This window comes from Pseudomonas piscis (assembly GCF_009380155.1).
GTDB classification, from domain to species: domain Bacteria; phylum Pseudomonadota; class Gammaproteobacteria; order Pseudomonadales; family Pseudomonadaceae; genus Aquipseudomonas; species Aquipseudomonas piscis.
This window is the reverse complement of the sequence record NZ_WHUV01000009.1, coordinates 1-24,988: the sequence shown is the minus strand read 5'-3', so window position 1 is coordinate 24,988 and position 24,988 is coordinate 1. Positions and strand designations below refer to the sequence as shown.

At 60.0% G+C, this 24,988-nt stretch carries 27 protein-coding genes; 13 read left to right on the top strand and 14 right to left on the bottom strand.

Translation table 11 applies throughout. From position 1 onward, the window contains the following. Positions 1–28 precede the first annotated feature (28 nt). The 4 genes from fmt to GDH07_RS31185 are packed head-to-tail and all read left to right on the top strand — an operon-like array spanning position 29 to position 4,029. A complete protein-coding gene (fmt, locus tag GDH07_RS31200) occupies positions 29–973 on the top strand; it encodes a methionyl-tRNA formyltransferase (RefSeq protein ID WP_031320859.1) in 945 nt (314 codons plus the stop codon). Next, positions 970–2,280 carry a 16S rRNA (cytosine(967)-C(5))-methyltransferase RsmB gene (rsmB, locus tag GDH07_RS31195; protein WP_152899791.1) on the top strand — a complete coding sequence of 437 codons (1,311 nt, stop codon included), beginning with the start codon at positions 970–972 and terminating at the stop codon, positions 2,278–2,280. The genes fmt and rsmB overlap by 4 nt, the downstream gene beginning before the upstream one ends. A 24-nt stretch (positions 2,281–2,304) precedes the next feature. Next, complete coding sequence (trkA, locus tag GDH07_RS31190) at positions 2,305–3,678, top strand: Trk system potassium transporter TrkA (RefSeq protein ID WP_053137831.1); 1,374 nt, start codon at positions 2,305–2,307, stop codon at positions 3,676–3,678. Positions 3,679–3,711: 33 nt separating this feature from the next. Next, positions 3,712–4,029, top strand: coding sequence for a tetratricopeptide repeat protein (locus GDH07_RS31185; RefSeq protein ID WP_152899790.1), 318 nt, complete (start codon positions 3,712–3,714; stop codon positions 4,027–4,029). 151 nt (positions 4,030–4,180) lie between these two features. Here GDH07_RS31185 and GDH07_RS31180 read toward each other — a convergent pair whose 3' ends face one another. The 3 genes from GDH07_RS31180 to tag all read right to left on the bottom strand — a co-directional run bounded on the left by GDH07_RS31180 (position 4,181) and on the right by tag (position 6,031). Continuing rightward, positions 4,181–4,420, bottom strand: a complete 240-nt coding sequence (locus tag GDH07_RS31180; protein WP_022642214.1) for a PilZ domain-containing protein — start codon at positions 4,418–4,420, stop codon at positions 4,181–4,183. Positions 4,421–4,491: 71 nt separating this feature from the next. Next, entirely contained in the window at positions 4,492–5,379 is an 888-nt protein-coding gene (locus GDH07_RS31175) for a lysophospholipid acyltransferase (RefSeq protein WP_263013792.1), read from the bottom strand. Positions 5,380–5,470: 91 nt separating this feature from the next. Continuing rightward, a complete protein-coding gene (gene tag, locus GDH07_RS31170; RefSeq protein ID WP_022642212.1) occupies positions 5,471–6,031 on the bottom strand; it encodes a DNA-3-methyladenine glycosylase I in 561 nt (186 codons plus the stop codon). 81 nt (positions 6,032–6,112) lie between these two features. Between tag and glyQ the strand changes: the two genes are divergently transcribed. The 4 genes from glyQ to GDH07_RS31150 all read left to right on the top strand — a co-directional run bounded on the left by glyQ (position 6,113) and on the right by GDH07_RS31150 (position 10,519). Further along, positions 6,113–7,066, top strand: coding sequence for a glycine--tRNA ligase subunit alpha (glyQ, locus tag GDH07_RS31165; protein WP_022641565.1), 954 nt, complete (start codon positions 6,113–6,115; stop codon positions 7,064–7,066). Beyond that, a complete protein-coding gene (gene glyS, locus GDH07_RS31160) occupies positions 7,063–9,117 on the top strand; it encodes a glycine--tRNA ligase subunit beta (protein WP_022641564.1) in 2,055 nt (684 codons plus the stop codon). The genes glyQ and glyS overlap by 4 nt, the downstream gene beginning before the upstream one ends. 17 nt (positions 9,118–9,134) lie before the next feature. Next, positions 9,135–9,668 carry a D-glycero-beta-D-manno-heptose 1,7-bisphosphate 7-phosphatase gene (gmhB, locus tag GDH07_RS31155; protein WP_053137825.1) on the top strand — a complete coding sequence of 178 codons (534 nt, stop codon included), beginning with the start codon at positions 9,135–9,137 and terminating at the stop codon, positions 9,666–9,668. An 80-nt stretch (positions 9,669–9,748) separates the two neighbouring features. Further along, on the top strand, positions 9,749–10,519 hold the full coding sequence (locus GDH07_RS31150; protein ID WP_152899789.1) for a lysophospholipid acyltransferase family protein: 771 nt from the start codon (positions 9,749–9,751) through the stop codon (positions 10,517–10,519). A 180-nt stretch (positions 10,520–10,699) separates the two neighbouring features. Here the strand turns inward: GDH07_RS31150 and GDH07_RS31145 are convergent, their stop codons facing one another. The 4 genes from GDH07_RS31145 to GDH07_RS31130 form a co-directional block, all read right to left on the bottom strand. Further along, entirely contained in the window at positions 10,700–13,018 is a 2,319-nt protein-coding gene (locus tag GDH07_RS31145; protein ID WP_152899788.1) for a CHASE2 domain-containing protein, read from the bottom strand. An 18-nt stretch (positions 13,019–13,036) separates the two neighbouring features. After that, a complete protein-coding gene (locus GDH07_RS31140) occupies positions 13,037–14,032 on the bottom strand; it encodes a FecR family protein (protein WP_152899787.1) in 996 nt (331 codons plus the stop codon). A 198-nt stretch (positions 14,033–14,230) separates the two neighbouring features. After that, positions 14,231–14,920: an aquaporin Z gene (gene aqpZ / locus GDH07_RS31135; protein ID WP_022641560.1), complete on the bottom strand. Its 690-nt coding sequence runs from the start codon at positions 14,918–14,920 to the stop codon at positions 14,231–14,233. A 298-nt stretch (positions 14,921–15,218) separates the two neighbouring features. Further along, on the bottom strand, positions 15,219–15,506 hold the full coding sequence (locus GDH07_RS31130) for a hypothetical protein (protein ID WP_152899786.1): 288 nt from the start codon (positions 15,504–15,506) through the stop codon (positions 15,219–15,221). A 220-nt stretch (positions 15,507–15,726) separates the two neighbouring features. Between GDH07_RS31130 and GDH07_RS31125 the strand changes: the two genes are divergently transcribed. Further along, positions 15,727–16,455 (top strand): response regulator transcription factor, encoded by a 729-nt coding sequence (locus GDH07_RS31125; RefSeq protein WP_053137814.1) that lies wholly within the window; start codon positions 15,727–15,729, stop codon positions 16,453–16,455. A 27-nt stretch (positions 16,456–16,482) separates the two neighbouring features. Here the strand turns inward: GDH07_RS31125 and GDH07_RS31120 are convergent, their stop codons facing one another. The 4 genes from GDH07_RS31120 to GDH07_RS32610 form a co-directional block, all read right to left on the bottom strand. After that, entirely contained in the window at positions 16,483–16,803 is a 321-nt protein-coding gene (locus GDH07_RS31120) for an immunity protein Imm33 domain-containing protein (protein WP_031320652.1), read from the bottom strand. A gap of 11 nt (positions 16,804–16,814) precedes the next feature. Beyond that, complete coding sequence (locus GDH07_RS31115; RefSeq protein WP_152899785.1) at positions 16,815–17,156, bottom strand: hypothetical protein; 342 nt, start codon at positions 17,154–17,156, stop codon at positions 16,815–16,817. A gap of 23 nt (positions 17,157–17,179) precedes the next feature. Then, positions 17,180–17,665 carry a DUF4265 domain-containing protein gene (locus tag GDH07_RS31110; protein ID WP_085593997.1) on the bottom strand — a complete coding sequence of 162 codons (486 nt, stop codon included), beginning with the start codon at positions 17,663–17,665 and terminating at the stop codon, positions 17,180–17,182. A gap of 84 nt (positions 17,666–17,749) precedes the next feature. Next, positions 17,750–17,998 carry an Imm1 family immunity protein gene (locus GDH07_RS32610; RefSeq protein ID WP_246196065.1) on the bottom strand — a complete coding sequence of 83 codons (249 nt, stop codon included), beginning with the start codon at positions 17,996–17,998 and terminating at the stop codon, positions 17,750–17,752. Here GDH07_RS32610 and GDH07_RS32605 point away from each other — a divergent pair. Continuing rightward, complete coding sequence (locus tag GDH07_RS32605; protein ID WP_246196067.1) at positions 17,936–18,265, top strand: hypothetical protein; 330 nt, start codon at positions 17,936–17,938, stop codon at positions 18,263–18,265. The two genes, GDH07_RS32610 and GDH07_RS32605, sit on opposite strands and share 63 nt — an antisense overlap. Positions 18,266–18,962: 697 nt before the next feature. Here GDH07_RS32605 and GDH07_RS31100 read toward each other — a convergent pair. Genes GDH07_RS31100 through GDH07_RS31090 form a run of 3 tightly spaced genes read right to left on the bottom strand, consistent with a single transcriptional unit; the run spans position 18,963 to position 22,334 of the window. Then, the gene (locus GDH07_RS31100) at positions 18,963–19,745 is read right to left on the bottom strand and encodes a PP2C family serine/threonine-protein phosphatase (RefSeq protein WP_152899784.1); all 783 of its coding nucleotides are present in this window, start codon (positions 19,743–19,745) and stop codon (positions 18,963–18,965) included. A 2-nt stretch (positions 19,746–19,747) separates the two neighbouring features. Beyond that, complete coding sequence (locus GDH07_RS31095) at positions 19,748–20,422, bottom strand: VWA domain-containing protein (protein WP_152899783.1); 675 nt, start codon at positions 20,420–20,422, stop codon at positions 19,748–19,750. A 40-nt stretch (positions 20,423–20,462) separates the two neighbouring features. Then, entirely contained in the window at positions 20,463–22,334 is a 1,872-nt protein-coding gene (locus tag GDH07_RS31090; RefSeq protein ID WP_152899782.1) for a hypothetical protein, read from the bottom strand. Between the two features lie 540 nt (positions 22,335–22,874). Here GDH07_RS31090 and GDH07_RS31085 point away from each other — a divergent pair. Genes GDH07_RS31085 through GDH07_RS31075 form a run of 3 tightly spaced genes read left to right on the top strand, consistent with a single transcriptional unit; the run spans position 22,875 to position 24,654 of the window. Beyond that, positions 22,875–23,507 carry a hypothetical protein gene (locus tag GDH07_RS31085; RefSeq protein ID WP_152899781.1) on the top strand — a complete coding sequence of 211 codons (633 nt, stop codon included), beginning with the start codon at positions 22,875–22,877 and terminating at the stop codon, positions 23,505–23,507. A 10-nt stretch (positions 23,508–23,517) separates the two neighbouring features. Beyond that, complete coding sequence (locus GDH07_RS31080; protein ID WP_152899780.1) at positions 23,518–23,859, top strand: DUF4258 domain-containing protein; 342 nt, start codon at positions 23,518–23,520, stop codon at positions 23,857–23,859. Between the two features lie 15 nt (positions 23,860–23,874). After that, a complete protein-coding gene (locus GDH07_RS31075) occupies positions 23,875–24,654 on the top strand; it encodes a hypothetical protein (RefSeq protein ID WP_152899779.1) in 780 nt (259 codons plus the stop codon). The last annotated feature ends 334 nt before the right edge of the window (positions 24,655–24,988 follow it).

Sequence of the window (24,988 nt, the reverse complement as noted above, 5' to 3'; positions counted from 1 at the left end):
TTCGCATCTTCAGCAAGCGAGATTCTCCATGACTGAGCCATTGCGCATCGTCTTTGCCGGCACCCCCGAATTCGCCGCCGAACACCTCAAGGCCCTGCTCGCCAGCCCCTACGAGATCGTGGCCGTCTATACCCAGCCCGATCGCCCGGCCGGCCGTGGGCAGAAGCTGATGCCCAGCGCGGTCAAGGCCCTGGCCGTGGAGCATGCGATCCCGGTCTATCAGCCGCAGACCCTGCGCAACGCCGAGGCCCAGGCCGAACTGGCCGCACTCAAGCCGGACCTGATGGTGGTGGTGGCCTACGGCCTGATCCTGCCCCAGGCGGTGCTGGATATCCCACGCCTGGGCTGCATCAACAGCCATGCCTCGCTGCTACCACGCTGGCGTGGTGCGGCGCCGATACAGCGCGCCGTGCAAGCCGGCGATGCCGAGAGCGGCGTGACCGTGATGCGCATGGAAGCGGGCCTGGACACCGGGCCGATGCTGCTCAAGGTAGTCACCCCGATCAACGCCGAAGACACCGGCGGCACCCTGCACGACCGCCTGGCCGCCATGGGCCCGGGCGCCGTGGTGCAAGCCATCGCCGGCCTGGCCGCCGGCACCCTGCAAGGCGAAGTGCAGGACGATAGCCTGGCCACCTACGCCCACAAGCTGAACAAGGACGAGGCACGCATCGACTGGAGCCGTCCCGCCGTGGAACTGGAACGCCTGGTCCGTGCCTTCAACCCATGGCCGGTGTGCCATAGCACCCTCGATGGTGAAAGCGTGAAGGTACTGGCCGCCAACATATCCACAGGCCAGGGCACCCCAGGCGAAGTCCTATCCGCCAGCAAGGACGGCCTGGTCGTCGCTTGCGGTGCCGGCGCTCTGAGCCTGACTCGCCTGCAATTGCCCGGTGGCAAGGCCCTGGCCTTCAGCGACCTGTTCAACAGTCGCCGCGAGAAGTTCGCCAGCGGCAAGGTACTCGGCCAATGAATCCACGCCTGGCTGCCGCCCGTGCCCTGGCCGCCGTACTCAGCGGCAAGGCCTCGCTCAACAGCTCACTGCCCGCGCAGCTGGACAAGGTCGAGGAGCGTGATCGCGGCCTGACCCAGGACCTGGCCTTCGGCACCGCCCGCTGGCAACCGCGCCTCGAACTGCTGGCCGCGCAGTTGCTGCAGAAGCCCTTCAAGGCTACCGACGCCGATGTCCAGGCGCTGCTGCTGGTGGGCCTGTACCAGCTGTTCTACAGCCGCATCCCGGCCCACGCCGCCATCGGCGAGACCGTCGGTTGTGCCGACAAGCTCAAGAAACCCTGGGCCAAGGGCCTGCTCAATGCCGTGCTGCGCCGCGCCCAGCGCGAGGGTGAGGAACTGCTCGCCGGCATGGAGCGCGACCCGGTGGTGCGTACTGCCCACCCGCGCTGGCTGCAGAAATCGCTCAAGGCCTTCTGGCCCGAGCAGTGGGAAGCCATCTGCGCCGCCAACAACGCCCATCCGCCGATGATCCTGCGGGTCAACCGCCGCCACCACAGCCGCGATGCCTACCTGGCGCTGCTGGCCGAAGCGGGCGTTGGCGCCAGCGCCTGCCAGTACAGCCCAGACGGCATCGTGCTGGCCGAAGCCTGCGACGTGCGCGGCCTGCCAGGCTTCGCCGATGGCTGGGTGAGCGTGCAGGACGAAGCCGCGCAACTGGCCGCCGACCTGCTGGACCTGGCCCCCGGGCAGCGGGTGCTGGACGCCTGCTGCGCCCCTGGTGGCAAGACCTGCCACATCCTCGAAGCCGAGCCGGCCCTGGCTGGCGTGGTGGCCGTGGACCTGGAAGCCAAGCGCCTGGTCCGCGTGCGGGAAAACCTCGAGCGCCTGGGGCTGGACGCTCAATTGATCGCCGCCGACGGCCGCGACACCCAGGCCTGGTGGGACGGCAAGCCGTTCCAGCGCATCCTGCTGGACGCACCCTGTTCGGCTACCGGGGTGATCCGCCGGCATCCGGACATCAAGCTGACCCGCCAGCCCGACGACATCGCGGCCCTGGCGCAGCTGCAAGGCGAGCTGCTGGATACCCTGTGGCAAACCCTCGAGGTGGGCGGCATCCTGCTCTACGCCACCTGCTCGACCCTGCCCACCGAGAACACCGAGGTGATCGGCGCCTTCCTCGCCCGTACCCCGGGCGCCCGGGAGCTGGACCTGGCCACTGAAGCCGGCCTGCGCCAGCCCCACGGCCGCCAGCTGCTGGCCCAGGAGGGCGGCCACGACGGCTTCTACTATGCCAAGCTGATCAAGATCGCCGCATCGCGCGGGTAAGCACAAGAATCTAGGGAGTAGTGGATGAAGATCATCATCCTCGGCGCCGGCCAAGTAGGCGGCACGCTGGCCGAACACCTGGCCAGCGAAGCCAACGACATCACCGTGGTGGACACCGATGGCGAACGCCTGCGCGATCTCGGCGATCGCCTGGACATCCGTACCGTGCAGGGCCGCGGCTCCTTTCCCACGGTGCTGCGCCAGGCCGGGGCGGACGATGCCGACATGCTGGTGGCCGTGACCAACAGCGACGAAACCAACATGGTGGCCTGCCAGGTCGCCCACACCCTGTTCCACACCCCGACCAAGATCGCCCGGGTACGCGAGGCCGCCTACCTGACCCGTGCCGGCCTGTTCGACAACGATGCCATTCCGGTGGACGTGCTGATCAGCCCGGAACAGGTGGTGACCAACTACATCAAGCGCCTGATCGAACACCCCGGTTCGCTGCAGGTGATCGACTTCTACGAGGGCAAGGCCCAGCTGGTGGCGGTGAAGGCCTACTACGGCGGCCCGCTGGTCGGCCAGCAGCTACGCCAACTGCGCGAGCACATGCCCAACGTCGACACCCGGGTGGCGGCGATCTTCCGCCGCGACCGGCCGATCATGCCCACCGGCGACACGGTGATCGAGGCCGACGACGAAGTGTTCTTCATCGCCGCCAAGGCCCACATCCGTGCGGTGATGAGCGAGATGCGCCGGCTCGAGGAGTCCTACAAGCGCATCGTCATCGCCGGTGGCGGGCAGATCGGCGAGCGCCTGGCCGAGGCCATCGAAAGCCGCTACCAGGTCAAGATCATCGAGATGAACCCGGCCCGCTGCCGCTATCTCTCCGACACCCTGGACAGCACCGTGGTCCTGCAAGGCAGCGCCTCGGACCGCGACCTGCTGCTGGAAGAGAACATCGCCGACGCCGACATCTTCCTGGCCCTGACCAACGACGACGAGGCCAACATCATGTCCTCGCTGCTGGCCAAGCGCCTGGGGGCGAAGAAGGTCATGACCATCATCAACAACCCGGCCTACGTCGACCTGATCCAGGGTGGCGATATCGACATCGCTATCAGCCCACAACTGGCCACCATCGGCACCCTGCTGGCCCACGTGCGCCGTGGCGATATCGTCAGCGTGCATTCCCTGCGCCGGGGCGCGGCGGAAGCCATCGAGGCCGTCGCCCATGGCGACGCCAAGTCGAGCAAGGTGATCGGACGGGCCATCGGCGACCTCGGCCTGCCACCGGGGACCACCATCGGCGCGGTCATCCGTGATGAAGAGGTGCTGATCGCCCACGACGATACGGTGATCGAGGCCGGGGACCACGTGATCCTGTTCCTTGTGGATAAAAAACATATCCGCGATGTGGAGAAGCTGTTCCACGTGGGCCTGAGCTTCTTCTGATCGAACGCTGTCTTGTCCACAGGAGTGACGACAATGCTGGAATCGCTGGAAAAAATGCTCGCCAAGGGTGTGGATAACCCACTGCTGCGCTTCGGCCTGGGCAAGGGTTACCTGGACCAGGGCGAACACGCCCGGGCCGCCACCCACCTGCAACAGTGCGTGGCCCTGGACCCGAAGTATTCCGCGGCCTGGAAGCTGTTGGGCAAGGCCCTGCAAGGGCAGGGCGAGCTACAAGCGGCGCGCCAGGCCTGGGAGCAGGGCCTGGAGGCGGCCCGGAGCCAGGGCGACAAGCAGGCGGAAAAGGAAATGACCGTGTTCCTGAAAAAACTCGACCGCCAGTCCCAAGGCTGACCATCACCCTGTAACCGCTGCCGCAGGCTGCGAACGAGCGCAACGCTCGCGAGGCTCTGAAGACCAGCGAGGCTCGACAAGAGACCGCCAAGCGAGGCCCTGCGGTCCTTTTCGCCGCCTCGCGGGATCGGCAGCGGCTACAGGGCCGGGCTCAGAGATAACGCAGGGCGATGCCCTCGGCGTCCACCTGCACCACTTCCATGCGCACCCGCGGCGCGGCCACCGGCAAGCCCTGCACCTGGCCATAGACCACGGCGCCCTTGGGCAACCGCGCCAGCTGCGGGCTTTGCACATAGACCCCGCTGGCCGAGAGGTTGCGGGTCTGCCCCAGGCATTCGCCGATGCTCTCGTGGGAAATCTTGATACGGAACGACTTGCGGTGATCGGACATCTTCTGCGCCCTTGTCCAGTGTCCTGTGGATAATCCTCGAGCGAGGTTATCCACAGATCGTGCCAGCTCTGTCAGTACCAGCGCGCCTCGCCAGGAGGGCGCTTCTTGAAACGCTTCATGCTCCACATGTACTGGCTCGGGTAGGCCGCCACGTAACGCTCGACCACCTTGCTCATGGCCGCGCAGGAGACTTCGGTGTCGGTGCTGTACATGTCCTCCGGAGCCGCCTCGAGGATCACCTTGTAGCCCGAGCCGTCGGGCAGGCGCAGGGCATGCAGGAACACGCCAACGGCCTTGCCGCCGGCCAGCATGTTGGGCACGAACTTGCTGGTCAGGGCCTGGGTGGCGAAGAAGGGCACGAAGATCCCGGCGGATTCGGCCGGTTCCGGGTCGGCGGGAATGCCCACCGAGCCGCCCTTGCGCACTTCCTTGATGACGCTGAGGATGCCTTCCTTGGTGGAGGCTGCCACGCGGTTGCCCAGTTGCACCCGCTGCTTGCGCAGCAGTTCGTCCACCGCCTTGAGCTTGGGCGGACGATAGAAAATGATCGGTTTGCACTGGCTGCAATAGAAGTGGTTGAGCACTTCCCAGTTGCCCAGGTGGCTGGTGATGCCCACCACGCCCTTGCCCGAGGCCAGGGCCTCCTGGAGCACTTCCAGGCCCTGGACTTCGCGCACCAGGGCAATGGAGCGTTCGGCCGGCCAGATCCAGGCACAGGCGCTTTCGGTCAGGGACTTGCCGATGTCCTTCAGGCTCTGGCCGACCAGACGCTCGCGCTCGGCGGGGTCCATCTGGGGAAAACACTTGGCGAGGTTGATCCGCACCACGTCGCGGGAGCGGTTGGGAGTCTTCCACATGATCCAGCCGATGGCCGCGCCGACCGCCTGCACCGCGCGCCAGGGCAGCAGGGCAAACAACCGCAGGGCTCCCACCAGCAGGGCGCCTTTGAACTTATCCACAGATGACTCCTGATCTCTTGGTCATGGCCTAGTCGCAGCCGGCTATTCTAACCGGCCATCGGCGCCTGTGCGAAAGCGCCTGCCGTGGCGCTCATGGCGCCGGCGAGCCCAGGCTGGAGTAGCGATCGCAGTCGCGGGTGTGGTCCATGACCATGCCCGAAGCCTGCATCAGGGCGTAGCAGATGGTCGGGCCGACGAAGGTGAAACCAGCCTTGCGCAGGCCACGGCTCATGGCCTCGGCCTCGGGCGTCACCGCCGGGACCTCGCTGCGATCGGCGAAATGGTTGATCTTCGGCACACCGCCGACGAAGGACCAGAGGAACGCCACCGGATCGTCCAGCTCCAGCCAGGCCTGGGCATTGCGCCGCGCGGCCTCGAGCTTGAGGCGGTTGCGGATGATGCCCGGATCGAGCATCAGCTCGTCGATCTCGGCATCGCTCATCTGTGCCACCCGCTGCACATCGAAGCCGAACAGCACCTGCCGATAGCGCTCGCGCTTCTTCAGCACGGTGATCCATGACAACCCGGCCTGGAACCCTTCGAGCAATAACAACTCGAACAAGCGCTGCCCATCGCGCAGCGGTACGCCCCATTCCTGATCGTGATAAGCCATGTACAACGGATCTTCGGTACACCAAAAGCAGCGTGGCATAAGGCTCCAGGGGGCGTGCACAGGACCGAATCGGGTATACTCCCGCTCCTTAAATCGCAGCCCAAGTAACAGGTGAATTTCGTGAGCCAGCCTACGCCAGCCGTGCGTACCTTCCAAGACTTGATCCTCGCCCTCCAGCAGTACTGGGCCGAGCAAGGTTGTGTGGTACTTCAGCCCTACGATATGGAAGTAGGCGCCGGCACTTTCCACACCGCCACATTCCTGCGGGCCATCGGCCCGGAAACCTGGAACGCCGCCTACGTGCAGCCAAGCCGCCGCCCCACTGACGGCCGCTACGGCGAGAACCCCAACCGCCTGCAGCACTACTACCAGTTCCAGGTGGTCCTCAAGCCCAACCCGGAAAACTTCCAGGAGCTGTACCTGGGCTCGCTCAAGCACGTGGGCCTGGACCCACTGGTGCACGACATCCGTTTCGTCGAGGACAACTGGGAATCGCCGACCCTGGGTGCCTGGGGCCTGGGCTGGGAAGTCTGGCTCAACGGCATGGAAGTGACCCAGTTCACCTACTTCCAGCAGGCCGGCGGCATCGAGTGCTACCCGGTGACCGGCGAAATCACCTATGGCCTGGAACGCCTGGCCATGTACCTGCAGGGCGTGGACTCGGTCTACGACCTGGTCTGGGCCGACGGCCCGTTCGGCAAGGTCACCTATGGCGATGTGTTCCACCAGAACGAGGTGGAGCAATCGACCTACAACTTCGAGCACGCCAACGTCGACAAGCTGTTCGAACTGTTCGATTTCTATGAAAGCGAAGCCAAGCGCCTGATCGAACTGGACCAGCCGCTGCCGTTGCCGAGCTATGAAATGGTCCTCAAGGCCTCGCACACCTTCAACCTGCTGGATGCACGCCGGGCCATCTCGGTGACCGCGCGCCAGCAGTACATCCTGCGTGTGCGCACCCTGGCGCGTTCCGTCGCGCAAGCCTACCTGCTGGCCCGGGCCAAGCTGGGCTTCCCGATGGCGACCCCGGACCTGCGTGATGAAGTGTTGGCTAAGTTGGAGGCGGCACAATGAGTGCGCAAGATTTTCTGGTTGAACTGGGCACTGAAGAACTGCCACCCAAGGCCCTGGCGACCCTGGCCGAAGCCTTTCTGGCCGGCATCGAAAAAGGCCTGCAGAGCGCTGGCCTGAGCTTTGAAGCCAAGCACGTCTACGCCGCGCCACGGCGCCTGGCGGTACTGATCACCCAGCTGGCCACCCAGCAGCCGGACCGCAGCATCAACCTCGACGGCCCGCCACGCCAGGCGGCCTTCGATGCCGAGGGCAACCCGACCCAGGCCGCTCTGGGCTTCGCCAAGAAGTGCGGCGTGGACCTGAGCGAGATCGACCAGAGCGGTCCGAAACTGCGCTACAGCCAGAGCATCAAGGGCAAGCCTACCGCCAGCCTGCTGCCGACCATCGTCGAGGATTCGCTCAACGACCTGCCGATTCCCAAGCGCATGCGCTGGGCCGCGCGCAAGGAAGAGTTCGTGCGTCCGACCCAGTGGCTGGTCATGCTCCTGGGCGATGAAGTCATCGACTGCACCATCCTGGCCCAGAAGGCCGGCCGCGACTCCCGTGGCCATCGTTTCCACCACCCGGAAAACGTGCGCATCACCGCGCCGGCCAACTACCTGGCCGACCTGCGCGCTGCCTACGTGCTGGCCGATGCCAACGAGCGCCGCGAGCTGATCAGCAAGCGCACCGAAGAGCTGGCGCGCATGCAAGAAGGCACCGCCATCGTCCCGGCCGACCTGCTGGACGAGGTCACCGCCCTGGTGGAATGGCCAGTGCCGCTGGTGTGCTCGTTCGAGGAGCGGTTCCTGGAAGTGCCCCAGGAAGCCCTGATCACCACCATGCAGGACAACCAGAAGTACTTCTGCCTGCTGGACGTGGATGGCAAGCTGCTGCCGCGCTTCATCACCGTGGCCAACATCGAGAGCAAGGACCCGCGCCAGATCATCGAGGGCAACGAGAAAGTCGTGCGCCCACGCCTGACCGACGCCGAGTTCTTCTTCAAGCAAGACAAGAAGCAGAAGCTCGAGGACTTCAACCAGCGCCTGCAGAACGTGGTTTTCCAGGAGAAGCTGGGCAGCGTCTACGACAAGGCCGAGCGCGTTTCCAAGCTGGCCGCCTTCATTGCCCCGCGCATCGGTGGCGACGCCCAGCGCGCAGCCCGTGCCGGCATCCTCTCCAAGTGCGACCTGGCCACCGAGATGGTCGGCGAGTTCCCCGAGATGCAAGGCATCGCCGGCTACTACTACGCCCTCAATGACGGCGAGCCGCAAGACGTGGCCCTGGCCCTCAACGAGCAATACATGCCTCGTGGCGCCGGTGCCGAGCTGCCCAGCACCCTGACCGGTGCCGCCGTAGCCATCGCCGACAAGCTCGATACCCTGGTGGGCATCTTCGGCATCGGCATGCTGCCTACCGGTAGCAAGGACCCTTACGCCCTGCGCCGTGCGGCCCTGGGCGTGCTGCGGATCCTGATCGAGAAGAAGCTCGACCTGGACCTGAACGAAGCGGTGGCCTCTGCCGTCAGCGCCTTCGGCAGCAAGGTCAAGGCCGCCGGCCTGGCCGAGCAGGTGCTTGAGTTCATCTTCGACCGCCTGCGCGCACGCTACGAGGACGAAGGCGTGGACGTGGCCACCTACCTGTCGGTACGGGCCCTGAAACCGGGCTCGGCCCTGGACTTCGACCAGCGCGTACAGGCCGTGCAGGCCTTCCGCAAGCTGCCGGAAGCCGCGGCGCTGGCAGCGGTGAACAAGCGCGTGTCGAACCTGCTGAGCAAGATCGAAGGCAACGTGCCGACCACCATCGAAGCCAAATACTTCGACAATGCCAACGAGTTCTCCCTGTACTCGGCGATCCAGCAGGCGGACCAGGCTGTCCAGCCAATGGCCGCAGCCCGCCAGTACAGCGAGACCCTGGCCCGCCTGGCCGCCCTGCGCGAGCCGGTGGACGCCTTCTTCGAGGCGGTGATGGTCAATGCCGAGGACGCCAACGTACGGGCCAACCGCTATGCGCTGCTGGCGCGCCTGCGTGGCCTGTTCCTGGGCGTGGCCGACATTTCGGTACTGAGCTGAGCGGATAGGGAACTGCTGTGAAACTGCTGATACTCGATCGCGACGGCGTGATCAATCACGACTCCGATGCCTATATCAAATCGGTGCAGGAGTGGATACCGATCCCCGGATCGATCGAAGCCATTGCGCAGTTGAGCAAGGCCGGCTGGACGGTGGCGGTGGCCACCAACCAGTCCGGCATTGCCCGCGGCTACTACGACCTGGCCACCCTCGACGCCATGCACGCGCGCCTGCGCGAGCTGGTGGCGGAGCAGGGCGGCGAAGTCGGGCTGATCGTCCATTGCCCCCATGGTCCGGATGAAGGCTGCGACTGCCGCAAGCCCAAGCCGGGAATGCTGCGGACCATCGCCGAACACTACCAGGCCGATCTCGGCCATCTATGGTTCGTAGGCGACAGTCTCAGTGACCTGGAGGCGGCAAGAGCCGTCGACTGTCAGCCCGTATTGGTAAAGACCGGAAAAGGCGAAAAGACCCTGGGGAAAACCCTGCCGGTAGGCACCTTGATTTTTGACGACTTGGCGGCCGTTGCCGCTGAACTTATCCACAATTAGGCCCCTTCTGGCATCCTGACCAAGGACCGTTCGGGAGAGCGCTTTTTAAAGCGGGCATGCCCGCAATGGTAAACGCCGCTATGTCGATCCTGCAGGCCATCAGAACCTTCTTCTTTTACCTGCTGTTGAGCACCAGCGCCTTGCTGTGGTGCTCCCTGAGCTTTTTCATCGCGCCGTTCCTGCCTTTCAAGGCGCGCTATCGCTTTATCAATGTCTACTGGTGTCGCTGTGCCCTGTGGCTGACCAAGGTATTGCTCGACATCCGCGTGGAAGTGAAGGGCGCGGACAATGTTCCGGAACGCCCTTGCGTGATCGTCTCGAACCACCAGAGCACCTGGGAGACCTTCTTCCTCTCGGCCTACTTCCAACCCTTGAGCCAAGTACTCAAGCGTGAACTGCTGTATGTGCCGTTCTTCGGTTGGGCCATGGCCATGCTGCGCCCCATCGCCATCGACCGGGACAACCCCAAGGCCGCCCTCAAGCAAGTGGCGAGCAAGGGCGATGAGCTGCTCAAGGACAATGTCTGGGTGCTGATCTTCCCCGAAGGCACCCGCGTGCCCTATGGCCAGGTCGGCAAGTTCTCCCGCAGTGGCAGCGCCCTGGCGGTGAACGCAGACTTGCCAGTCCTGCCGGTGGCCCACAATGCCGGCAAGTTCTGGCCCAAGACTGGCTGGAGCAAGCGCCCTGGAACCATCACCGTGACCATTGGCGCGCCCATGTACGCCGAAGGCAGCGGCCCACGGGCAATCGCCGATCTCAACGACCGGGTGGCAGCCTGGAACGAGCAGGCCCAGCGGGAAATGGGCTCATTGCCACCATTGGACTCTGCCACGGATAAGGTTGCTGTATGAGCAACTGTGGATAACCTGTGCACGAATTTTCCTAGGACGCTTGAAACAAAGATATAAATCACTGATTTATATGCATATTTCAGAAGCTCATAAAATATGGAAAAAGGTGCATAAGTTTTACGCCTAAAGAAAAAAACCGGCTTTTGTGCCGGTTTTTTCGTCTCGTTATTTCCTCCGGTGCTATTCCTCCAGCAGAGGCAGCTCGAGGATGAAGCAGGAGCCTTGGCCCACCACGCTTTGGCAGCTGATCCGCCCCTGGTGGCGGTCCATCACCGCCTTGACCATCGACAAGCCCAGGCCCAGCCCGTCGATGCCCCGGGCCGAGGCAAAGCGCTGATACTGGCCGAACAGCTGGGGCAAGTCCGCGGCAGCGATACCCTGGCCTTCATCACGGACTTCACAACGCAGCCAGCCTTCGGCGCAACTGACCCCGACGCTCACGGTGGAACCTTCCGGGCTGTACTTGATGGCGTTCTCCAGCAGGTTGAACAATGCCCGGGTCAACAGCGACTGGTCCGCCAGCACCAGGCTTTCGGCCTGCTCGTCCAGGCTATGGCGTAGCTGGATGTGCTTGAGCTGGGCCAGGGTATTGGCCTGGTCGAAGGCATCCAGCACCAGCATGGCGAACATGCTCGGCTCGAACTGATAGACCTCCGACTCGGCCTTGGCCAACTGCACGAAAGCCTCGGTCAGGGTCAGGGCCCGGCGCACCTGCTGCTCGATCTGGCCGTAGACCTGCTTGGGCAGCGACGGCTGGCGCTGCTGCACATCCAGCAAGGCGAGGATCGCCGAGTGGGGCGCACGCAGGTCATGGGACAGGAACCGCAGCAACACCCCGCGCTGCTGTTCGGCATCGCGTTCGACGCTCAGGTCGGTCAAGCTCAGCAGCCAGCCTAGCGGCGTCTCGCTGTCCACCGGCAACAACGGCGCCAGTTCCACCCGCAGGCTGCGTTGCTGAATATCGCGGAACTCCACGATGGGCAACTGCCCCAGGCCGGGATACTGCGCCGGCTCGGCCAGCCCCGGATACCCCAGGGCCGCCAGTTGTTCCAGCAACGAATGCCCCACCAGCGAATGCGCGAACACTTCGCGGGCATTGCGGTTGGCCAGCAGGATCCGCCCCTCCGGATCACTGATCAGGGTCGCCACCGGCAGGCATTCCAGGCCGTCGGCGATAAAGCGCCGGGTGTCCCGGGTCCGGCCCAGGGCCTGTTCCAGGGCGACGATCTGGCCTTGCAGCACATCGCCCACCGGTTCCTGGGGGCGCCGGCGTTCGGGCAACACCTTGGGTTCGCTGTCCAGGCGCTGCAACTCCCAGCCGAAGTAACTCAAGATGACCTGCAGGCGCCGCCAGTTCCAGATCAGGTACGCCAGCAACATGCCCAGCAAGCTGGCCACCGGCGACCACCAGTAGCCAAGGCGCAGCATCGATACCGAGCCCAGCAACGCCAGCCCCATGCAGCCCAGGGTTATCCACAGGGCATGACGCGGGCGCCAGAGCAGCAGGCCGAGCAAGGCGGCGGTCAGGATCACCGACAGCAGCACTCCCGACCACTGCCCCAGCGCCACCACGGTGCGGTGTTGCAACAGGCCATTGAGCAGGTTGGCCTGGATCTCGACGCCCGGGGTGGTGCCCTGGCTGCCGGATTGCGCGGTCACGTAGCGATCCCCCAAGCCCGGGGCCGTGGACCCCACCAGGATCAGCCGATCCCGCAGCAGCTCCGGCGGGACTTCACCGCGCAACACGCTGACGTAGGGCACGCTGGGAAACCCCGCAGCCTTGGCGATGAAAGGGATGCGCACCGGGTTGGCCCGCAACCAGCCCCGGGTCAGCTCCGGCTCGCCGCTGCCCGGCATCCGTGGCACCAGCGAGTCGGCTTCGGTGAGCTGGTACATCAGCCAGGTCAGTTGCGCCCGGGGCGCCTGTTGCGGCCCTTCGCGCAGGTAGACGCTGCGCACCGTACCGTCGGGGTCGGCCTCGGCGTTGATATGGCCCAGGCCACGGGCGCAGTTGCGCAACGGCGCCACCGGCAGCAGCTCGCCCAGGTCCTGGCCATAACGGGCCACGCCTTCGCGCAGTACCGGCAGGAACACGTTGCCGGCACGGCACAGGGCCGCGGCCAGGCGGGTGTCGTTTTCCACGGTGCTGCCAGGTTCGCTGAGGATCACGTCGAACAACACGCCCTTGGCTCCGGCCGTCGTCAGTCGGTCGAGCAACTGGCCATGGATCGCCCTTGGCCAGGGCCAGCGCCCCAACTGCTGGAGGCTGTAGTCGTCGATGGTCACCAAGAGGATCCGCGAATCCACCGCCAGCGGGGTAAAGCGGCGCAACTGGTCATAGAACAGGTTGTTCAGCGCCAGCCCATGGCTCAGGGACAGTGCCGCCGTCAGCGGCAACAAGAGCAGGCTGACCCACAGCCACTCGCGCACCAGGCGATGGAACAGCTGCTGGGCCAGGGACAGTTCACGACCGTCGCGACGACGGCGCCGCAGGCTCATCGGTAACCCGTTGGCGGGTTACTGGACACGGCTGCTCCTGGGGTAATAGAAAATGTCATAGACCCCGGTTTCTCCTTCCAGGCCATGCTCGTCGAATGCCGAGAGGCGTACATGATAGAAAAACGCCTGCAACCCAGTGAAGTTGACTTGCGGGGTACTGGAGAACTGTTCTTGCTTGATGTTCAGGAAATCCTTGTCGGTAGCCACCTGGGCCCGATAGCGCCGGGCACCGGGCAATGGCTCGAGGATCAGCTGCCAGGCGGGCAGGGCGCCGGTTTGCCCAGCCTGCCCCAGCAGCCGGGGGGCGGCCAGCAATTGCACCGGCTTGAGCTCACCCTCCTTGCGCACCCGCATGCCCTGGCGCGCCATCACCTGCACTTCTCCCGGCTGCGGGCCGGCCGGTTTATCCACAACCCGCTTGCGCGAACGAGGGGAGGGCGGGGTGATGGCTTCCTCGTCCCGGTTCACCGCCACCTGGCCATTGAGCACCTCCACCAGGGATTGCTGGTCGTCGTTGCGCACGCGGAAGTGGGTTCCGCGTACACCCAGCACTCCCACCGGGGTCACGATCTGGAAACGGTCGTGATCGCTGCTGCGCTTGATCACGTAGGACTCGATCTGGCCCTGCTCCAATACCAGCTGGGGAATGGCGTACTGCTCGTTCAACCGCAGGGTGACCTGGGAGCTGGATGGCAACACCACCCGCGAGCCATCGCCCAGGGACAGGCTGACGAACGCCGAGGGCGAAGTCTTCACGCTTTCCTTCTCGTCGATATCCATGCCTTCTTCCAGGGCGGTCTCGCGGCCCTTGGCGTCCAGCTTCCAGGCTTCGCCGGTCAGGTGCTCGACCGTCGCCGGCAACGGTTGGCCACGGCACTGCTGGTTATCGTCGATATAGGGCAGGCGCTTGGCTGGAGAAACGGCGGCATTGGCCATCGAGTCGGACAAGGCCAGCACCACGCCGAACAGGAGCGGGACGAACATGGCCCGGTGGCGAATAGGTAAGTACGTCATGAAATCATCGGATCCGTGGTCGCGCTCTGCTGAAGTCCGTGACATTAGAACTAGATTGTTGGCGTGCTGGCCATAGCTCTCGACCGAAACCGGTCTATAGCCATTCATCCCTGTGGGAACGGCACAACCGCTCAAGAGCGGTTGTGCGTGCGTAGCCTTGGGTCACCGGTCGGGCCTGGGGCCCTCCGGCGCTACGGGTCAGTCCCGACCAGTAGCGATCAGACGATAGGCCAGGGCTCCCAGGCTCGCACCCAGCAGCGGAGCGACCCAGAACAGCCAGAGTTGGGACACAGCCCACTCGCCGGCAAAAAATGCCACTGCGGTACTGCGAGCCGGGTTGACCGAAGTATTGGTGACCGGAATGCTGATCAGGTGGATCAGCGTCAGGGTCAGGCCAATGGCGATCGGGGCGAAACCGGGAGCGGCACGCTTGGAGGTGGCGCCCAGGATGACCAGCAGGAACATCGCCGTCAGCACCACTTCACACAGCAGGGCCGCGAGCATCGAGTAACCACCGGGCGAGTGTTCGCCATAGCCGTTGGCGGCAAAACCGGCCGAAGCGTCGAAGCCAGCCTTGCCCGAAGCGATCAGGAACAATACCGCACCGGCTGCCAGGCCACCGAGCACCTGGGCGACGATGTACGGCAACAGGCGGTTACCTGGGAAGCGGCCGCCCAACCACAAGCCCAGCGACACTGCAGGGTTGAAGTGCGCGCCGGAAATCGGCCCCACAGCATAGGCCATGGTCAAGACGCTGAGGCCAAAGGCCAGGGCGACGCCCAGGTAGCCAATACCCAATTGTGGAACGCCGGCAGCCAGCACAGCACTGCCGCAGCCGCCCAGCACCAACCAGAACGTACCAAAGAATTCCGCGCCGAGTGTTTTCATCAGAGGCCTTCACAGATGTTCGAAATGAGAGGGAGAGTGTCGAGATCGCCGACAACCAGCGGAGGAGGGAGACACATCCTTGTGTCGAGCATTACGTCCTGAGGAGGCACTCCCTGTTTTCCCCTGTACGGTGAATCGAAGCGAGCTTCGGTCCGCAGCCGCCAAACCGGCGGATGACACTCCCTGTGTCGGAGCACTTCCGATTGCCCCCGTGTGCCACTCAGCGAGTGCGAATTTACCGGTAGGACGCAACCTGGTGTCGCTTTGCAATATTTCTTCAGAATGTTCGGCCCCATGGCTAGAACACCCACCGTTGCTGGTCCTGGTACACCACCGATGGCACCGACGGCGCAATGGTCGCGGGGGCGAAGCCCCGTGAGTCACTGAAGCCGACCTGATCCACCGAGGGACTGAAATAACGCTGCACCGGAAGGGTGTAGTGCGGGGGTGGCGGAACGACGGCAGCTGTAGAAAAAGCTTCGAAACCCAAGAGCGCAGCAAGAGACAGGGTGACGAACTTCGCCAGATCCGCTCCTTTGGAGATTTTTTCCCACCCCATATCCATCATCCCCGACATGTTGCCCATTGCCCTTTTCCTTGCTCGTTCGAGCCGGTATCGTCCTTCAAGGAGTTCGGCGCTGGGGATGCTCCCAACAGCTACCGGCTATTTGATATCAGCGTACCGAGGGAGCAGCGCCCCTAGAGCAATTCGCCACAATTGTTCAGATTCGTCCCCGGCGCCTAAACTTCTCCCCAGCCCGAGGCTTGCCTCGGACCGCATTCACACCCCTAAGGACCTGCCTCGCATGCGTGTCGCGATACTGGATGACGAACCCGCAGAACTGGCGCGGGTGGAACAGACACTGCGAGATATACCCGGGCCGGGCGAACAGCCCTGGACCCTGCACCGCTTCGAGCGCGGCGAAGACCTGCTGCGCCAGTTACGGCGGGAAACCTTCGACCTGATGATCCTCGACTGGCAAGTACCGGACCTCAGCGGCCTGTCGCTCTTGCGCTGGACCCGGGAGCACATGGACTCGCCACCGGCCGCCATCATGCTCACCAGCCGCGATGCCGAGAGCGATATCGTCCAGGCCCTCAACACCGGCGCTGACGACTACCTGAGCAAGCCCTTCCGTCCCAACGAGCTCAAGGCCCGGGTCAACGCGGTGCTGCGCCGCCATGGCCTGCAGCGCAGCAACAGCGAGGAAGTGCTGAACTTCAACGACCTTTCATTCGACGACGCCGAGCTGACGGTGACCCGCGCCGGGGTGCCCATCAGCCTCACCGAACGCGAGTACCGCCTGGCCCGTTGCCTGTTCGCCAACCTGGGCCGGCCGTTGTCCCGAGAATACTTGTACGAGCGGTTCTGGACCCATGAGGAAATTCTTTCCTCCAGGCCTCTGGATACCCACATCTACCGGCTGCGTAACAAGCTGGGGCTGACTGCGGAACGGGGCTGGCAGTTGTTGACCATCTACGGTTATGGCTACCGCCTGGAAAGCGTCACGTCCCCTGGCGAGCAGGACAACTGACTGCGGGCCGCCATAAGCGGCTCGATATCATTCCGGGTCCTGCCAGACATCTTCATAACCGGCGCGGTCGATGATGAAACACGTCCCGCTCGGCAGATACAGATAATCGATCACCTCCGGCAACAACTCGACCAGGTGTTCGGTACACAAGGGTTGGTAGAAATCCACAGCGGTGGAATGTTCGCCGCAGTGGATAAACCAACTGACCGTACCGTTCTGCGGCAACTCGATCCTTGTGCCATAGATAGGCGAGTGCGCAAGGGAGCCGGTGGCCAGCGCAATCATCGGCTCCGGCGCCTGGGGAGCAAGGTCGTAGCGTTCACAGATAAGCTGCTGTCTTTCGTTCATTGGCCCAACCATCAAGGGGAAATAGGGGAGGTCCTGCCCAGCGTAAAGACCTGTTCGAGTGTTACCTCGTCGTGGCTGTCACCGTCCTCGAAACATCTGAAACGGTGCCCCTGCATTACCCGGTCCAGGCACTTGTGCAATGCCGCGGTTCGGAACAGCAGCTCCATCCAGAGCGCCTGGTCGTTCTCGAAGGTCAGGCGCAGATCATAGTCGGCGCTGCTGCCCAGGCCAGGATCCTTGAACTCGACTACCTGCTCTGCCGCCTGCACACAGTCCGCTCTGCCGCGCAGCTTATCCATGACCTGCCGCGCGCCCAGCGGCTCATCAAACACCAACCGATATTCGTAGCTCATGCTCGCCTGCACTCCGTTCGCGATCAGCTATCCAGCCACCAATTGAGCAACGTCTCGTCATCGCTGTCATCGAGGTTCTTATAGATGTTGGCGTAGTACCACTCGATGCCCGTGACATCGCGGAAGCGGTTGAAGAACAGGGCGATCCTATCCATGCCGTTTCGAGCTGGCACCGACAATGTCAGATTGCCCTTGTAGCGCCCGTCGAGCATGCCGCCCAATTCGGTCGCCACATCTGCCTCCAGGGCACTGATGTGTTGTTCCGGAATGTAATCCGAATAAATGTGGATGCAGAAGTTGCCGCCACGCTTGAGTACCACCGCCGGGGCCTGTGGGTCCTTGATCGAAATAATGTCGCCCTTGGCCAGGTTGAGCGTGAGTCCCGGTGAGTAGAGAATCTCGTAACTGTGCTCATCAATCCGCCGTACATGCAGCGGTTCATAGACCGGGCCGCGGTCGTTTTGCCCCGCGACAACCCTGATCGATATTTCCTGGCTTTGATCATCCATAACAAATTTCCGAGCGATTACTGTTTTAAAAAAGGGTGACAAGGGCCGAGGCAGTACCTGCCAAGGTCGACGTCCATTATCTAATTAGTCTTCCACTTGCCAGGCCAGACCGGGATCAGTCGCGCCACAAGCCGAGAAATAAACCAGGGCCTGTCTCGCCTGCTCTTTAGTCACACACTGACACCGCGGGTAACTGCCGGATTGGCCGCCCGCGACCAAGTCCACCCACTGGTCGTCGGGGCTGTCTGCGCTGAACAGGGTCTGCAGCGATTGGTCGACACCCTGGGCAATGAAGAAGACATACCGATCGGCCGCACCGCCACCGATAGGCATCAGGGTCTCGTCGCTGAAGAAAAAACCGTCGAGCTGAAAGCTTTCCCGTCGAGGCGGTTGAACGCGGACAGCATCTGCGCCGAGTCGGGATTTAACCATTCCTGGGTGTGGCAACGGTTACCGGCATGTTCATCTTCAATGATTTTCTTGAGCATTCGCCATGCCTGCCTTGGCTGGATAAATGGATGTGGGATTGAACAACCTGCCAATAAAAAAGGCCAACGCAAGCGTCGGCCTTTTTATTTTCAGCTGCGTCCCCTGATGTAGGTGGGAAAAGTTAATTGACTTTGACAACTTTCAATATCAGCAGTATACAAAGGCTTCGGTCAAAGTTAATTTTCCTCTTGGCAAAAGTTAATCAGCCGAAACCTAGCTTCGGCTGAAGTTAAATTTACCCGCACAAATTAGCTACCCGCTAGTAGGAACTGTTCCTTAACTATAAAGGGTTTTGACAAATTGTCAAAATATGAGCGAGGTCGTTAGCCACTGTATCGCTCAGACAAGCATCAATTGTCGCCACAGCCATCAAGAGCTTGTCTCTGAGTGTGGGCAGGATCGCCGCAACCAAAGCCTGCCGCCGTTGGGCCATGTGTAGAAACGTGTCGAGGGCCAGGTCTGATTTTTAGATCTGCGCAGCAAGGACTTTCATGACCCACCTCCAGGCACCAGATCTAGTAGCCAGACCTGCAAGAGTTTCCTTACATTGAGTGTCAAAGGCCGGTTGTGCTCCAGTAATCACTACGCAATTGGCCAAGCGCAGAAAATGGCCATGTGCCATTCCTGGGTCAGTTGACGAAGGCAGTATGATTTTGTTCTGCGTCTTCTATTGGTTCTAACCGAATCAGATGACGTATACAGATCTCGCAACCTTCATGACTCGCATCAATGATGCCTGTCAGGATTGAAAGCCCTGACAGGCTCCACGTGGATCAATAGGAGGAGATGCTTCGCTTTGTCGTACTCTTTACCTTCCTCCCACCGGGGCGAACCCCAGTATTGCAATCGAGCAGTCGTCTGAAGTTTTCCGGGAAAAATTCTGCTCCAAGTTGAGGCGTATAACCTTTTTCATCCGACCAGAAGTAAGGGAGCTGTTCCAATCGAACAGCCTCTTCAATCCGTCTTTCGCCGGCGCCTTAGTTGATCGAAGATAAAGACTTTCTGCAGTACCATCACTCATAATAGCGAACGCTGAAAGATGACCACTTTCTCCTTTGTATAGTCGCATACGGCTGCTTGCTGAGCGATCAGTGACAAAGACAGTAGTATTTGCATACTCGCCATTATCTGGGTGCGCCAACGCAACAATAGAGCCATCATCTTTTAATTGCGCGATGAATCCATCTCCTAGATGACCAGCCAAAAAGCGCCCCTTAGAGTGTGCGACAAACAACAGGGTACTCGCAAGATCGTTCAACGTGCATTGCTGTTGTTTCGCTTCACGTTGCAATGCGATCAAACAGTGGGAAAGCACATCTTGTACGGCTCCTGCTGAGTCGGTTTCGGTCTTCGCCCATAGGTCATCAAATTTTTGAGCGAGAAGACGATTAACTGTTTTAACTACAGTTTGAGCGCCGTATTCTGATTTCGATCTTGAACCCGCGCCATCTGCCAGCGCTATACATCCAAACTCTGGGTGATTTCGTACTGCGGCATAGTCTTGGCACGGTGTATTGTCTTTAGCATGCGAGCTGCCTGCGATACGTCCATGAGAAGTTTTGTAGCGATACCTCTCAATAGTTTCGGCCATATTCAGACCTGCCCCCAGGCTTCGATACCAGCAACGTCAAGCTGTACCGCCTCCCCAGGTGTGGATTGCGATACACGCGACACGCTTCTGCTGAGCCAAAGGAAAAACTCCTTGAAGTTTAGCCCTTTCAAACGCAGTGGAGGGCGACCAGGAGAGAGAGCAGACAATGTCTCAAGGTTGGCACCCGCGCCAATAGCAATAGGAAAAACTGTCAGTTTTTTCGATCCTGCCAGACTTTTGATCCTCGAACTGGCAACAGAGATATCATCTGTAGGTTCGCCATCAGTCATGATGACCATCCAAGGTTGATAATAGTCCACGCCAGCTCGTCTGTACTCTTCCTTTCGAGCGTCCAGTAAATCGAGCGCCATATTAACGCCTTGCCCCATTGCAGTAGTACCGTCTGCAACTAGCGCTGGAACAGCCTGACGCTCAATAGACATGAAATCCACAGCGCGCTGGGCGGTGCTTCCGAACGTTACAACGCAGATCTCAGCAGCATATTGAGCAACATCGTCCTCTCGAATGGCGTCGAAGAACATCTGAACACCTGACTGGAGCTCCTGTATAGGCTCGCCACTCATGGAGCCACTCACGTCGAGTACCAGACAGATCGGGACTCGAGCAGTGGGGTTCTCAACAAGTTCTTCTTGCCGAATCAGAAATTCTTCCTTCATGTATTTCCTCTCTTAGCGAGCTAATTATTTACACTTAGTGTTACTTGAAAAAATTATTTAGAATGAAGCCCAAGATACTCATTCCAACACTCGATTGATCAACAGATCCTGAGTTAGATGGTTTCGGAGTTGGTTTTTGAGTTGCCGGACGAGCAGATGCAGGCTGTGGTCTCGGGGGAGCGCTAGAACGGTTCGTGCGGGCGTGGTTGGTGGTTGAAGCTTTAAAGCTTAACTGATCTGCTTCCCTTCGACTTTGATTGGCTAACCGTGTCAGCTTACTCTTTTGCGTACATTCCGGACACCAGGCCAACCGCCCCTGCTGTTTGAGCTTCTCTACCCAACTCTTAGAGTTGATGTGTTTACTTTGACACTTATCGCAAACTACTTCGATAGGATCACGGATCTTATAAAACGTCGACGGGAACAGGTCGTCCGACACGTGCCCTTTTTCTAGCGAATAGAGGTATTTTTTCATCAACGTAATCCATTCGCTGACTGAAACCCTTTCATTCAGCCGAAACGTTTTATGGAATGCCTCACGAAGACCGAAAGGCAGGTGATTCCAGATCAACTGCCAAGGGCCTTGCGGAGCATTTTTTCCAGTAAATTGCTGATCATCCTTAGTGAAGCGATACGGGAAGTCCATCGCTTTTATGTTGTCGGAGGGGGTGCCGCCACCTTGCTGAGAGTAGGGTGGTTTGCCTGGGTGCAGAATCATGAACAGCATGGTAGCGACAGCGAATAACTCATGCTCCTTCGTTCTCAGGTAGGCGCTATAACTCGTCCCTTGAATCTCCGGTGCAGTAAAATTCACGGTTCCGACGGGGCATGGGAATTCTTCAATTTGAAAGCTATCGGTATCAACCAGCCAAAGCTCGGAGCTATTATTTGTAACCAAGAAGTTCAATGGATTGATATCACCGACGATAATATTCAAGCTATGAAGAAAGCGCACATGTTCAAGGAAAGACATGCCGACCTTTGCAAGATCACGTCGCGTCCAATGTGGAAAGTTTTTCTCCAGGACTGGCTTTACGAACATAGAAGTCTGCATAGTTTTACCGTCCGCTCGTGGCATGGTGTAGCCAACGAATTCCTTGTGCTCATTTAGCACAAGATCGCTGGGCCAGCAGATACCACGCTGTATGATCTTACGGCTCGCCATCAGCTCAATTTTACGCCGCTTCAGCTCAGTGAGCTTGTTAGCGTGATAGATTTTGCAAACCTCAGCCGGCACGCCAGTTTCGTAAATGACCCCCTCACCACCCGAGCTAATCTGCTTACCAAGTATCAGCGTCCTGCCGGAACTCGTGGTGATGATGGATCCGCTGGCAGGGCGCGACCGCACTGCAATGGGAGTGTCAGCAGTGTTAGTTGGGGAAGCACAAAGCAGGAAAGGTTTGATCCTCCCTTTTTTAGAGGTGTTAGCATCCGGTGCTTTTTTTGGGATTTTTGGAGATTTTGACTCTATTGGGCCCGTCCATAGATATGTAGTAATACCTCTGGACTCTGCATACCGTTTAGTTTGATTATTGCTTGTTATTAAAACCATCCCATAGTCAGTGGCGATATCAATCAACCTTGCAGTCACTGAGCTGAGGTGTGCATTATCACGGTTGACCACATATACCGGGCCGCCCTCAAAGTGACCTCGATTGAGCTTATCACCGGGAACTAGTTGTTCGCCGCCGGGTAACATAGCTACGGTAGTTCTCTCCCCTGATCCTACTTCCCGGAGAAAATATCGAGCGTTCCTACCTTCCTCATTATCGCTACTCCGACGATCTAAGAGCGCCTGGAGGGTGAAGCCTGTGATGATCGGAATTCCGTTTTTTTGACGAATTCTAGTGATGACCTTTGGATCTGCGAACAATATGTCGCCATCAATCAGAATTTTTCTGCTTACTGTCATAGGCGCTCATCGTGTCCTTACTTTTAATTCAGCTTATGGGACTAATTAGGTACAGGTCAGATTGAGAGCTTGGCCTCCTGACCAACATTTGCTCCAAGGTCAGCAAGGTTGGGGATGCCAAGAAATACATTGCAACAGAACTGACACGCGTAAGGGTTCTGGTCGCCTTGATAGCCTCCTCGGCGACATCCCCAAAGCTCGTCATGCTACACCTGCACCTGTTTCCATCAGCTCCCTATCCCCACTTTACAGTCACCACGGACTAAAACGCATTCACCAAAAAGCTAGCGAGCAGAGGAACGCGACCATGTGTTCCAAGGGTCAGACCAAAAGCACAGTCTCAGAATGCCACTACAGAGCGTCCTATGGGAACACCTGTTTACATCAGAGCGCGCGTTGAGTTTCTGCAAAGGATGCCATGAAGGGAAACGCGGCGTGAATGCTAGGAGCAGATTAAAATTCCATTCAAAATGGAATATTCCATTGACAATGGAATTTTATGCTCCTACCCTACTGGATATTCCAAACGGAGTGGAACATATGCGAGTCGAAGACCTCTTCTGCAATCACGTCGAACCCGAAACCAAGATTTCTCCTGAGGACATCTCCAGGGAGGTCACGGCGGCCTATCTCGGCCACTTAAAGGCTGAGGCTGATAGGTACCGCTGCGATGCTGATGTGTTGGATAAGGTGTTAGGTGGGGCCGACCATTTCATCGACATTGCCAATAGCTGCTACGAGTACGCAGTGAACGGACGCCTAAAGACAACTAACCTAGGCATCCAAGACGATAATTGGCTGGATTTTGCGTCCTTTATCAACCAGGCCCGCTGGGATGAGGAATTCCATAGCGCCAACTCACTGGCACTGGGCCTGGAGAAGCTCTTCAAGTTGGGCGCCATAAGAGCACGGCTCGATCTGGACACTTTGGGTGACGCTGCCCACAAAGCACTGCCCACTGTCCTTCAGGGGGAGGAATGCGGTTATCTGACCCTTGCTGAAGTAGCGGTCTTAGCTCAAATGAACGAGAAATCTGTTCGTAACGCCACCCAACCAATAGCACCGGATCGCCTTAGCACCCGTAAGCAGGGTACCCGCACTGTCGTGGATTCGCAGGAGGCATTGCGCTGGTTGAAAGGCCGTCGCAATTTCAACCCAAGTGTTTTTGTCTGAGGTGTTTGTCATGCATTTGACCGAGCACGCAGCACAGCGCAGCCAGCAACGAGGTATCAGCCAAGAACAAGTGGACTGGCTGCTGGCCTACGGAAAAATCGGCCACAACAAAGGTGTATGCCTCTATTTTTTCGATCGCGTTGGCTTTGAGCAACTCATTCATGAAGTCGCCCCCGTTCACCAAACGCTGGCGCAACGTAGCCGTGACATCTTTGTAGTCGTGGCCGACGAGAGCGTCATCACCTTGGGCTATCACGATGAGCGGTTAAAGCCGCAGAAACCGCATAGGCGGCTGCGACGTGGCACACCATCAAATGCCGCAGCCCGTCGTATTCACCACAGAACTCATTAAATCAAGGAATGACCCATGAGCTATTTTGAGAAATTCAGCCCCCTGCTCGCTGATCCAACCTTCAACCTCTCGGGCCACCCACTGCCCAAAGATTTGCTGTTGGCATCCGAGGGTAACCTCGCAACTTTCTATGCGCCGTTTGACTACATCAACACTGAAGCCCGCATCACGATTTGCGGAATCACTCCCGGGTATCAGCAAGCGATGAATGCCCTGAATGAGGCTCGTAAGCAATTGACTGCCGGCGCCAGCCTTGATGAAGCCAAACGCCGTGCCAAGGAAACAGCTAGCTTCTCTGGCCCGATGCGAAACAATCTGATTGCCATGTTGGATCACATTGGACTCCACCAGCTAGTCGGGATTCACAGCTGTGCGCGTCTGTTCGACACCCACCAGCATCTGGTGCACTACACCTCGGCCCTTCGTTATCCGGTGTTCGTGGACGGCGAAAATTACAGCGGCAACCCGGCGATGCTCAGCCGCAGCTTGTTGCGCCAGCAAATTGATACCCACCTGGCCGAGGAAGTTCATGCCCTTGGCAAGACATGTATCTATGTCCCTCTCGGCCCGAAAGTAGCTGAAGTATTTCAGCGCCTGCAGAACAACGGGCTACTGCAGCCAGAGCAGCTGCTGGACGGCCTGCCACATCCCTCAGGCGCCAATGCCGAGAGGATCAGCTATTTCTTAGGCACAAAGTCCCGAGAGTCTCTCTCCATCAAGACCAATCCCACCGTGCTGGATAATGCCAAAACCCTTCTCATGGGAAAAATAAACAAACTGCAGGCGATGGTGTAAGCGCGATGATCACGATTGCCCAACAAGCTGAAGCGATTTGCGAGAAATTATTCGCCCGTATTGCCCCGCCCTCAAAGTACATAGCCGGCTTCTCCACCCGACAGGGACGACAGCTTGCCCTCCATCGCACTCAACAATCCATCTACTGTTGGAGCCAGGTCGTACCCCTGACTGGCGTACCAGCTTCACCCCTACGGCACTATCAATGATCGTGTCCCTAGAAGTGGTGTAACTGAACCAACCGAAGGCGCTCTGCTGGCGAGAGAGGTTGGTCATCGTGGTTCTTGGCTAACGTTGAGTTTGCGAAGACCTAACACTCACCAGAGAAACCACG